The 10,532-nt window shown below is 70.6% G+C and carries 11 protein-coding genes; 10 read left to right on the top strand and 1 reads right to left on the bottom strand.

Annotated features, from left to right (window positions below; translation table 11 throughout):
* Positions 1-768: 768 nt before the first annotated feature.
* The 10 genes from G361_RS0100970 (at position 769) to G361_RS0100925 (ending at position 9,350) form a co-directional block, all read left to right on the top strand.
* Positions 769-2,229 (top strand): class I adenylate-forming enzyme family protein, encoded by a 1,461-nt coding sequence (locus tag G361_RS0100970; protein ID WP_019925167.1) that lies wholly within the window; start codon positions 769-771, stop codon positions 2,227-2,229.
* A gap of 354 nt (positions 2,230-2,583) precedes the next feature.
* A complete protein-coding gene (locus G361_RS0100965) occupies positions 2,584-2,862 on the top strand; it encodes a hypothetical protein (RefSeq protein ID WP_019925166.1) in 279 nt (92 codons plus the stop codon).
* Positions 2,859-3,908 carry an FAD:protein FMN transferase gene (locus G361_RS0100960; RefSeq protein WP_019925165.1) on the top strand — a complete coding sequence of 350 codons (1,050 nt, stop codon included), beginning with the start codon at positions 2,859-2,861 and terminating at the stop codon, positions 3,906-3,908. Before G361_RS0100965 ends, G361_RS0100960 begins: the two co-directional genes overlap by 4 nt.
* Complete coding sequence (locus G361_RS0100955; protein ID WP_019925164.1) at positions 3,905-4,471, top strand: ferric reductase-like transmembrane domain-containing protein; 567 nt, start codon at positions 3,905-3,907, stop codon at positions 4,469-4,471. The genes G361_RS0100960 and G361_RS0100955 overlap by 4 nt, the downstream gene beginning before the upstream one ends.
* Positions 4,468-5,544: an NADH-ubiquinone oxidoreductase-F iron-sulfur binding region domain-containing protein gene (locus tag G361_RS0100950; protein ID WP_019925163.1), complete on the top strand. Its 1,077-nt coding sequence runs from the start codon at positions 4,468-4,470 to the stop codon at positions 5,542-5,544. The genes G361_RS0100955 and G361_RS0100950 overlap by 4 nt, the downstream gene beginning before the upstream one ends.
* Before the next feature lie 2 nt (positions 5,545-5,546).
* Positions 5,547-5,789 (top strand): ferredoxin, encoded by a 243-nt coding sequence (locus tag G361_RS0100945; protein WP_019925162.1) that lies wholly within the window; start codon positions 5,547-5,549, stop codon positions 5,787-5,789.
* A gap of 71 nt (positions 5,790-5,860) precedes the next feature.
* Complete coding sequence (locus G361_RS0100940) at positions 5,861-6,310, top strand: SRPBCC family protein (RefSeq protein ID WP_019925161.1); 450 nt, start codon at positions 5,861-5,863, stop codon at positions 6,308-6,310.
* An 89-nt stretch (positions 6,311-6,399) separates the two neighbouring features.
* Positions 6,400-7,194, top strand: a complete 795-nt coding sequence (locus tag G361_RS0100935) for an NADPH-dependent F420 reductase (protein WP_019925160.1) — start codon at positions 6,400-6,402, stop codon at positions 7,192-7,194.
* Positions 7,195-7,234: 40 nt separating this feature from the next.
* Positions 7,235-8,716: a cell wall metabolism sensor histidine kinase WalK gene (locus G361_RS0100930; protein WP_019925159.1), complete on the top strand. Its 1,482-nt coding sequence runs from the start codon at positions 7,235-7,237 to the stop codon at positions 8,714-8,716.
* Positions 8,717-8,861: 145 nt separating this feature from the next.
* On the top strand, positions 8,862-9,350 hold the full coding sequence (locus G361_RS0100925; protein WP_019925158.1) for a MarR family transcriptional regulator: 489 nt from the start codon (positions 8,862-8,864) through the stop codon (positions 9,348-9,350).
* Positions 9,351-9,464: 114 nt separating this feature from the next.
* Here the strand turns inward: G361_RS0100925 and G361_RS0100920 are convergent, their stop codons facing one another.
* Positions 9,465-10,325 carry an aminoglycoside phosphotransferase family protein gene (locus G361_RS0100920; RefSeq protein WP_196814382.1) on the bottom strand — a complete coding sequence of 287 codons (861 nt, stop codon included), beginning with the start codon at positions 10,323-10,325 and terminating at the stop codon, positions 9,465-9,467.
* Positions 10,326-10,532 lie beyond the last annotated feature (207 nt).

The following is a 10,532-nucleotide window of genomic DNA, read 5'->3' as shown; positions in this document are numbered from 1 at the left end:
GACATCCGGGGGACTACACTTTCGCACGTTATCGGGGTTGTCGCTGTCCGAAACCTGTGGTCCCGGTGTGGAATTCGGCGGGGACGCGTCGACGTTCGTCGGTGCCCTGGCGCCCTCGTCGTCAGCTGTCGGTTCTTCCCCCTCGGGCTCCTCGGCTCGCGGCACTCCCCGGAGTCGCTGCGCCGCCCATCCTGTGAGACTCCGCAACCCGAACCCACTGCCGAGCACACGCCTGCCCGACGAAATAATCGCTGCCACACCACATCCCAAGATCTTCAACCAGCCCGAACGTCGGTACTGTAGCGCTCGCGCTCGCGGTCGGCGAGCCAAATTGCCAACCTTCAGACAGCCGTGACCTGGTCGATATCCGAAGCATCTGCGCACGCCACCAAGGCCCTGTCAAGTCCCCGACACCCCTCGCCGGCGGTGCGGTACGGCGGTAACCGACCGCGGGGTCGCCCAGCTGAGTGTGCTGAAAAGTTGCCGGGCTCGCAGCGGGTCCCCCGCGGGTGGATTCGGAGCCCCGCGATCGCCCGGCGCCCGCCGCCGCCTCGCACGGTCCCGGCCGCCCCGGGAATACGGCCCCCGCGTTCCCGGCCGCTCCGAGATCGGCAATCGGTCAGCAATCCAGATACCCGAGCAGCCGTCGAAGCGATATCGCCTGCAAAAGGTAGAACTGCGCTCCACAATGTAGAGAACACGACTACCATCCCTGACGTACCGCGGAACGTGTGGAGATTTCCGCGGCGCAGCGTTCGAAGGAGAGCGATGACGGAAACCGAGGTCGGCCTGGGACGCCGGATCCGCGAGCTGGGCGCCGGACACGCCGACGAGATCGCCTACCGGCACATCGGATCGGACGGCTCCGAACCTGCCGTCACCTGGGGCGAATTGGACGACCGGTCCACCCGCCTCGCCGGAGCCCTGGCGAAACGTGGTGTGGGACAAGACGATCTGGTCGGTATCGGACTGCGCAACGGACCGCGCTTCGTCCTGAGCACCTTCGCCGCCTGGAAACTCGGGGCGGTGCCGGTCCCGGTGCGATGGGATGTCCCGGACTGGGAACTCGAGCGGCTGCGCGAGGTGATCCGGCCCCGGATCTACCTCGGCGATCCGGACCTGACCTGGATCGACGAGGCCCGGGAACTCGAGGCGCCGACCCTGCCCGACGCCGTCGCCCCGTACTCGCACGGAATCTGCAGCAGCGGTTCGACGGGTACGCCGAAGGTGATCCTGGCGGGTACGCCGTCGGTCTACAACCCGGCGGCCGGGATCCCGATGATGAGCCGCTGGCGTCCGATCCCCACCCCGCAGACCGTGCTGGTGCTGGCGCCGATGTACCACGTGAACGCCTTCTCGGCGCTGTATCCGATGCTGGCCGGCGACCGCCTCGTGGTGATGGAGAAATTCGACGCCGCGCGCGTGGTCGACGTGATCGAGCGGTATCGGATCACGAATTTCACTGCCACACCGACGATGTTGCAACGGATCGCGGATCTGCCCGGTATCGACGAGCGCGACCTGTCGAGCATCGAATGGTTCACCCAGGGCGCCGCACCCATGCCGCCGTCATTGGTCGACCGATGGTCCGCCCTGATCGGCGCGCACCGAATCCTCATGGCGTACGGCATGACCGAGGGCCTGGGCCTGGCCGCACTCACCGGCGAGGAATGGTCCACCCGCCGCGGCAGTGTCGGACGGGGCGTGCGGGGCACGGAGATTCGGATCCTCGGCCCGTCCGGCGAGCAATTACCGCCCGGCGAGATCGGCGACATCTATCTGCGCACACCGGGTGCGCCGAGCGCCCCTTACCTCGGCGACGTACCCCAACCGGCCTCCACCGCAGACGGTTTCGTCACCGTCGGCGATCTCGGACATCTGGACGAGGAGGGTTTCCTGTATCTCGCCGATCGGCGGGTGGACGTGATCATCTCCGGCGGCGCGAATATCTTTCCCGCCGAAGTGGAAACAGCGCTGATCGATCACCCGGACGTGGCCGATGTGGTCGTGATCGGAGTACGCGATCCGGAATGGGGCCGCCGCGTCCACGCCGTGATCGAACCCGCCGATCCGGCGAATCCCCCGAGCCTCGAAGAAATCAGAGTGTTCGCGAAATCCCGCCTCGCCCCCTACAAAGTGCCCAAGAGCATCGAAACGGTCGACGCCATTCCCCGCAGCGAGGCCACCAAGGTCAACCGCGGCCGCCTCCTCGAAACGCGCGGCGGCTGAATTCCGGCAAACTCGGTGAGTCGCCGTCACCACCCCCGGTAACCCGGACCCGGCCGGGCGCGCCGCCCGGTTTCGGGCGGGGCGCCCGGCCGAAGTCGTGCCGACATCTTGTGATGACAGCCACGGTGTGGTCTCATCATGATACTGAGATACAAAGAGCGTATCTCTATATCTGTGACTCGACGAAGAGGAACAGTGGCATGGACGCAGCACCGCCCGGCGGTCCGGGTGACCGCAGGATGTCGTCGACTCAGCGACTTGTGAGCGATCACGCAGCCCTGTTCTCAGACGAGCCCCGTAGACATGGTCCGGGCGAGTCGTTTTCGGCGGGTCGTCCGGGAGAGGACGGTTCACATGAAGCAGAGCACGAGCCTGTCACGCGTTCGCCGCAGTGCGACCGGAGTCTTCGTGGCCGCGACCATCGCCGCCGGCGGGATCACGGTCGCGCTGGCGGTCGACGGCAACCACGCCGGGGCCACCGCGCAGACCGAGGTCGCACCGGCGGATTCCGCGCGCACCGCGCAGCCGGTCGACGATTCGCCCGCGCCCGGCGACACCGACGACGGCTGGTCACCGACCACACCGGTGACCACCACGCCCGCCGCGCCACACGAACACACGACCGGGTCATGACAGCGGCACCCGGCACGGCCACCGCGTCCGCCCGGTTCGCCGCGATCGGGACCACGGTCGGTGTGGTGTGCACCGAGGCGGGCGAACTCGCGAGCGCGGCCGCGGTGCTGCGTACCCGGCTCGGCGAACTCGACCGCGCCGCTTCGCGTTTCCGTGCCGACAGTGAACTCGCGGTGATCAACGCCCGCAGTACCGCACTGGCCCGCACGAAACCCGATGCGCGACTTCGGGTCACGGTCGGCCCGATGCTCGGCGCCTGCCTGCGGGCGGCACTGCGCGCCGAACGGATGACCGGCGGGCTGGTCTCGCCCGCGGTGGGCGCCGCACTGGTGGCCTGCGGGTACGACGACGACCTGGACGCGGTCCGCGAGCGGAACCGTCTGCCCGGCGGCGAGCCCACGCCGCCACGACCGGCACCGGTGGGCCGAGTGTTATTGGTGGAGAACGAGTCCCGGCGCGAACGACCCGCGGGCACCCTACTCGATCCACCCCCAGGCACCCTGCTGGATCCGCCCGCAGGCCCACTACTCGATCTACCCGCGGGCACCCTGCTCGATCTGGGCGCCTGCGCCAAGGCGTGGGCTGCGGACGCGATCGCGGCCGAACTGGCCGCGACCCATACCGGTGGCTTCCTGGTGAATCTGGGTGGCGATATCGCAGTGGCCGGAGTCCTGCCGCCGGAGGGCTGGGCGATCGGGGTCCGGAACTGGACCGGCGAAGTGGCCCAAGTGGTTCGCTCGACCGGACAGGCGTTCGCGACCTCGTCCACCCGGTTGCGGACCTGGACCGATCACGGAATCCGGCGGCACCACATCATCGATCCGCGCACCGGCGGATCCGCGCGCACCCGGTGGGCACAGGTCACCTGCGCGGGACCCGATGCGGTGCAAGCGAATACGGCGTCGACCGCGGCGATCGTGCTGGACGATCGGGCACCGCGCTGGCTGGCCGCGCGCGGCGTGCCCGCGCGGCTGACCACCGGGGACGGCGATGTCGTCACGACCCCGGGCTGGCCCGCCGCGACGGAGGGGCAACACGTGTCATGAGTACGCCCTGGTTGTGGTACATCTCGCGGGCCTCGGGAGTGGTCACCCTGGTGCTGCTGACGCTCGTGGTGCTGCTCGGCCTGCTGACCGCCGCCCACCTCCGGCCACGCGGCACGGTCCCGGTCCTGGCGGTGGGCCTGCACCGGACGCTGGCCCTCGGCACGACCGTGTTCCTGGCCGCGCACATCCTGACCGCGGTGACCGACTCCTATGTCCATCTCGGCTGGTTGTCGCCGGTCGTGCCGTTCGTCTCCGGCTACCGGCGACTGCCGGTCGGCCTGGGCGCGTGGGCCTTCGACATCTTCGTGGCGCTGATCGTGACCTCGCTGCTGCGGCACCGGCTACCGGACCGCGCGTGGCGGGTGGTGCATCGGCTCGCCTACGCGCTGGCGCCGATCGCGGAGGTACACGCACTGCTGATGGCGACCACGAGCGAACCGATCCTGTTGTCCCTCACCGTCTCCTGCGGCCTCGCGATGACCGCCGCGGCCGGATGGCGATGGTGGCATCTCGACGCCAACAGCCGCCGCCGCGCCGAGATCGCCTCCCAGGAATGGTCATGAGCACCCTGTCGGATCTGCTGCTGGCCGCGGGCCTCACCGGCCGCGGCGGCGCGGCCTTCCCAACCGGCGCGAAAGTCGCACTGGCCGAACGTCACGACGCCGACCTGATCGTCAACGCCTGCGACGGTGAACTCCACGCGCGCAAGGACGGCTGGGTCGTGGCCCACCATCTCCCCGAAATGCTCGCTGCCACCGAACATCTCACCCGGCGGCGGGTCCGGGTGGCCGCACATCGGGACTCCCCCACGCTGGCCGCGCTGCGCGCCGCCGGCGCCGACACCCTGGCGGTGCCACGGCGTTACGTCTCGTCGGAGGAGTCGGCGCTGACCCGGCTCGCGCACGGCGGTCCGGCACGGCCGGTCATGCGGTACCGGCCGATCGCGGCGGGCGGACGCGATCCGGGCGGGCGCAGGCTGCCGCCGACGCTGGTGCTCAACGCCGAAACCGTCTGGCGGATACAGCAGATCGCCGAGCACGGCGTGCGCTGGTTCCGCTCGTTCGGCACCGCCGACGAGCCCGGACCGCGCTTGGTCACCGTCGTCGACGGGGTGGCGAAGCCCGGGGTGTACGACGCCGAGGCGGGGCTGCCGCTGTCCGAGATCCTGTGCCGCGCAGGCGGTCCCATCGTACCGGTGCGCGCACTGTGGCTGAGCGGGCTCAGCGGCGGATTCCTGCGCGCGGCCGACGCGGACACCGCCTGGTCCCGAATCGGGTTGGCGCCCTTCGGTATCGCGCCCGGCGCGGGCACGGTACGCGTCCTGGACGCCCGCGCCGATCCGTGGCACGACGTCCTCGCCGCCCTGAGCTACGCCGCCGGGGAGAGCGCCGGGCAGTGCGGCCCCTGCATGTTCGGCCTGCCCGCCCTGCGCGACCGGCTCACCGAACTGGTGCGGCACCCGACTCCCGGCGCCGCCGACCGGCTCACCCGCACGCTCGGCCAGGTGCCCGGCCGGGGCGCCTGCCGCCACCCCGACGGCACGGCGCGGTTCGTCGCCTCCGCGCTCGACGTATTCGGCACGGCCCCGGCACTTCTCGACGAACCCTCGTCCGCCGGCCTCGGCCCGCAGGAGTAGCCGTGTCCCTCGTCCACCGCATCCTCGGCATCGCGCCCGCCGCGCCGGGCAGCGCGCTGGTCGTGGACCGGATCGCCTGCACCGGCCACGGCGCCTGCGCGCAGATCCTCGGCGACGCGATAATTCTCGACGACTGGGGTTACCCCATCCTGCACGAGGGCGCCCCGGACCCGGATCTCGCGGCCGAGGCGATCAAGCTCTGCCCGGCTCGCGCGCTGCGCCGGCGCGACCGGCCGCGCGGGTGAAGGCCCTCGCCCCGCCGGGCTGCAAGCGCTATTCTCATCGCCGAGAACACCATTCCACCAAAGGGGTCACTATGTCCGAGACGCGGATCGAAGCGCGGCGGGAAATCGCCGCACCGCCGGAGAAGGTGTTCGATGTCCTGCGCGATCCGCGCGGCCACGTCACGATCGACAGTTCCGGCATGCTGCAATCCGCCGAGGGCGACCCGGTCAACGGGGTCGGCGACACCTTCGTCGTCCATATGGACCGCGAGGCGCTGGGTGATATGCCGCTGGGCAAATACGACGTCACGGTGACCATCACCGAGTACGAGGCCGGCAAGCACATCGAGTGGACGGTCGCCGCTCAGATCGACCACCGGTACGGCTATGTCCTCGAGCCCACCGAGACCGGGACCGGCGTGACGTCGTACTGCGACTGGAGCCGGACCGGCGAGCGGTATCTCAACGCCGTGACCTTCCCGGTCGTCCCGCAGACGGCGTTGCGTGCCACGCTCGGAATCCTCGCGCGCACTGTGGAGTGATCTCCGCCCCGAGGTTCCGCGGGTAGGCTATCTTTCAGCAAACATACTGTTCGCGCGGCCTGCGCGCAGTGTGCCGAAAGGACACGCCGATGTTCCGGACGATCGCATTCATCGGTAGCGGATTGATCGGGAGTGCCCTGGCCCGGCTCAGCGTCGAGGCCGGGCTCGACGTGATCGTGAGCAATTCCCGGGGCCCGGACAGCCTCCGCGGACTGGTCACCGAACTCGGCCGGCACGCCTGCGCCGCCACCAGCACCGAGGCCGCGGTCACCGGCGATCTGGTGGTGGTGACGATTCCGTTCGGCGCGCACCGGGTGCTGCCCGTCGACATCCTGGCGGGCCGGATCGTCGTCGACACCATGAACTACTACCCCGAGCGGGACGAGCGGGTGCCCGAACTGGACGCCGGCGAGGTGACCTCCAGCGAGCTGCTGCAGCGGTGTCTCGTCGACGCGCACGTGGTCAAGGCGGTGAACAACGTCGACCACATCCGCGTGACCACCGCGGCCCGTCCGCCCGGCGCACCCGACCGCAGCGCGCTGCCGATCGCCGGGGACGATCCCGACGCCAAGGCGGTGGTCGCCGAATATCTGTCGGCCATCGGCTACGACGCCGTGGACATCGGTGCGCTGGTGGACAGTTGGCGCAGCGAGCCGGGCACCCCGATCTATCTCGACGCCTACCTGCCCCGGGCCCCGCACGGCATGGACGAGGACCGGGCCCGGCGCTGGTTCCGGACCGCGCCGAACGTGCCGGTCTCGGCCACGCGGGTGCGCGAACTCGTGGCCGACGCGGTCCGCGCCGGCGCCCGCCGCGGCACCTTCACCGGTCTCCCGCCGGGATTCGTCGCCACCATCGAGGGCACCGAGTTCACGGTTCTCTAGAATTCGCCGACGACCCGATCGGCTTCGGTGGAAAGGTTCCATGAATCGCACGCACCGGCGACGCTGGACCCTTCGCACTCGACTGCTGGTGACGGTGCTGGTCATCACCGCCGCCGGGTTGGTGATCTTCGGAACGCTGAGCACCGTACTGCTGGGTCGTTCCCAGCTGGCGCGCATCGACGATCAGATCGACCACGTCGCGGTCGGCCTGGCCGCCGCGGATCGGCCACCGCCGCCACCACCGAACGCCGACGACACCCTGCTGCGGCCGAGTTCGCGGCTGCTGTTCTTCGACCTCACCGGATTTCCCACCGACACCACCGGCACCTCCTTGGCGTTGCCGCCGATGGACGCGGCCGCCGTGCGCGCCCGCGGCAGCGCGCCGTTCACGGTCGGCGAGCGGGACGGGTCCGGCCGGTGGCGGGTGGCCACGGTGGTCCAGCCGCCGGACCGGTTCGAGCCCGACGGTGGCACGGCCGCCGTGGTGATGTCGCTGGACGACTACTACGCCACCATCAGCGAGTTGCGCACGATCGAACTGCTCACGGGTGCGGTCCTGCTCGGCCTGCTCGGGGTGGTGGCGGCGCTGCTGGTCCGGGCGGGGCTGTCGCCGCTCACCCGGATCGAGCGCACCGCCGCCGCGATCACCGCCGGCGATCTCGGCCGGCGCGTCGACAGCGTCGACGACCACACCGAGGTCGGGCGGCTCGGACAGGCGTTCAACGTGATGCTCAACCGGCTGTCCACGACCATGCGGCAACTGGCCGATTCGGAGGCCCGGCTGCGGACGTTCGTCGCCGATGCCTCGCACGAACTGCGGACGCCGCTGACCTCCATCCGCGGCTATGCCGAGCTGTACCGGCACGGCACCCCCGGGGCCGCCGACGTCGCCCGGATGATGCACCGGATCGAGGGCGAGGCCGTCCGGATGGCGGGCCTGGTCGACGATCTGCTGCTATTGGCCCAGCTGGACGAGGAACGCCCCCTGGACCTGACCGAGGTGGACCTGAACCTCCTGGCGGCCGACGTCGCCAACGACGCCCGCATCCGGAAGCCGGAACGCGCTGTGACACTACGGATTTCGACCGATCCACAGCGAACCCTCGGCGACGAGCACCGGCTGCGGCAGGTACTCACCAATGTGGTCGACAACGCGCTGACCCACACGCCGGCCGACGCCGTCGTCGACATCGTCGTCGAGCGGGTGACCGGCCCGCCGGCCGATTCGATCGCCACCGCCGGGGCCGCATCGGTCCCGGCCGACGGCGACGGTCTCATCGCGGTCCGGGTCCGCGACAACGGGCCCGGAATTCCGTCCGATCAGGCGGCGCACATCTTCGATCGGTTCTATCGCGCCGACCGATCCCGATCGCGCACAGGCGGTTCGGGCCTCGGGCTGGCGATCACGACCGCGATCCTCGCGGCGCACGGCGCGCGGATCGATCTGTCGGCCGCGCCCGGCGGCGGGGCGGAATTCGCGATCCTGTTCCCACCGGTGCCGCACGAACCGGACCCGGCGTAGCGGTCACGACGGCGACACCATCGCAACCCCGAGCGGAACCGGGGTCGGCCGGGAGATGCGCGCGAGCCCGTGGCGGTCGTCGAGCGCTCGGGGACGCGGCGGGGCAGGATGGACTGCCGAGCGTTCCGGGGGACGACGGAGGGTGATGATGGCACGCAAGGCTGTGATCGGAGCGGGGTCGGTCGACGAGATCACCGATGCGCTACTGGCCGCGTCCCGGCAGCTGGTGGCGGTGTCGGCCCGCTCGATCGCGCACGTCGACGAGACGATCACGATCACGCAGTTCCGGACCCTGGTGATCCTGTCCACCCGCGGCCCGTCCAAGGTGGCGGCGCTGGCGGCGGATCTGGAGGTGCAGCCGTCGACGGCGGGCCGGATGGTGGAGCGGCTCATCGCCGCGCGGCTGGTCGATCGCAATCCCAATCCGGAGTCGCGCCGGGAACTGATCATCGAGCTGACCGGACGGGGCCGCGATGTCGTGGACGCGGTGACCGCGCGGCGGCGGCAGGAGATCGCGGCGATCGTGCGGCGGATGCCGGACGGCGACCGCTCGGGGCTGGTGCGTGCGCTGAGCGCGTTCAGCGCCGCCGGATCCCCGGTGACCGGTGGCGAACCCGACGGCTACCGGTGGTGACCGGTCCGGTCGGCCGGCCGGAACCGGTACCAGGGCAGGCGAACGCCGCATCGGCATCTGGTCGGTGTGGCGGGTTCCCGCCGGAAACATCCACGGCGAGAAGGGTTCCCGGAGTTATTCGGGCCCGACCGGATCGGTGAGGATGTCGTCGATCTGCGCGCGAATCCGTTCCCGCGCCGCCGGATCGTCGTCGGCGAGGGTCACCAGCGCCTTCCACAGTGCCCAGCCGCGCGCGCGGGCCCAGGTGGCCGCGTCGGCGTCGACGATGCGGCGGAAGGCCGCTCGGCCGGGACCGGACAGCACGGTCCAGGCCGGGGTGAGATCACAGGCCGGATCGCCGACCCCGCAGATGCCGAAATCGATCACGGCAGTGAGCTTTCCGCCGTCGACGAGGAGGTTGCCCGCGGCGAGGTCGCCGTGGAACCAGACCGGCGTGCCGCGGCGGCGGGCGGCCAGGGCCGATTCCCACACGGTGGTGGCGGCGTCGACGTCGACGAGATCGGCGAATCGGGCGAGACATTCGCGGACCTGGGTGTCGTAGTGCGCCGGCGGGCCGCCGCGATGGAAACTGTGTTCCCCGGCCGCCGGTGCGCCCGCGGTATCGCAGTGTTGCAGGGCCCGGACGAATTCCGCCAGCGCACAAGCGAATTCGGTCCGGTCCGCGATCTCGGCGCGGTCCGAGGGCTCGCCCGGGATCCAGGTGCGCACCGACCAGGGATACGGGTAGCCGAATCCGGGTGTGCCGAGGGCGACGACGGTCGGGACCGGCAGCGGCAGGTCGGGGGCCAGCCAGGACAACCATCGGCCCTCCTTACGGACCGCAGGCGCGTACTCGGCCGCGGTCGGCAGCCGCACGGCCAGCTCGTCACCGAGCCGGTAGGTGCGATTGTCGTGGCCGTCGTATTCGACCGGTGTCACCGCCAGCCCGTTCCACTGCGGGAACTGCACCGAGATCAGGCGTTCCACGAGCTCCACCCGGATTCCGCCACACCCGTCCACGAACCCGCCCTGTCTCTCGTCCTCGCTCCGGTGTTCCGGACCGCTCGCCGCGTGGAGCGGCGATCGTGTCAGCGTATCCCGCACTTCGCGGCGAGGTCGCCGCCGAAACCAGCGATTAACAGATGCCGGTCCCGTGAGCGATATACCGGACAGCGGTCGCCGAGATCGCCTGCCGGAGCGAAT

It is taken from the genome of Nocardia sp. BMG111209 (assembly GCF_000381925.1).
Lineage (GTDB): Bacteria > Actinomycetota > Actinomycetes > Mycobacteriales > Mycobacteriaceae > Nocardia.
This window is presented reverse-complemented; position numbering and strand designations above follow the sequence as displayed.

Coding starts and splice junctions, on each gene's coding strand:
- G361_RS0100970 (WP_019925167.1), top strand. CDS start 769: ATGACGGAAACCGAGGTCGGCCTGGGACGCCGGATCCGCGAGCTGGGC.
- G361_RS0100965 (WP_019925166.1), top strand. CDS start 2,584: ATGAAGCAGAGCACGAGCCTGTCACGCGTTCGCCGCAGTGCGACCGGA.
- G361_RS0100960 (WP_019925165.1), top strand. CDS start 2,859: ATGACAGCGGCACCCGGCACGGCCACCGCGTCCGCCCGGTTCGCCGCG.
- G361_RS0100955 (WP_019925164.1), top strand. CDS start 3,905: ATGAGTACGCCCTGGTTGTGGTACATCTCGCGGGCCTCGGGAGTGGTC.
- G361_RS0100950 (WP_019925163.1), top strand. CDS start 4,468: ATGAGCACCCTGTCGGATCTGCTGCTGGCCGCGGGCCTCACCGGCCGC.
- G361_RS0100940 (WP_019925161.1), top strand. CDS start 5,861: ATGTCCGAGACGCGGATCGAAGCGCGGCGGGAAATCGCCGCACCGCCG.
- G361_RS0100935 (WP_019925160.1), top strand. CDS start 6,400: ATGTTCCGGACGATCGCATTCATCGGTAGCGGATTGATCGGGAGTGCC.
- G361_RS0100930 (WP_019925159.1), top strand. CDS start 7,235: ATGAATCGCACGCACCGGCGACGCTGGACCCTTCGCACTCGACTGCTG.
- G361_RS0100925 (WP_019925158.1), top strand. CDS start 8,862: ATGATGGCACGCAAGGCTGTGATCGGAGCGGGGTCGGTCGACGAGATC.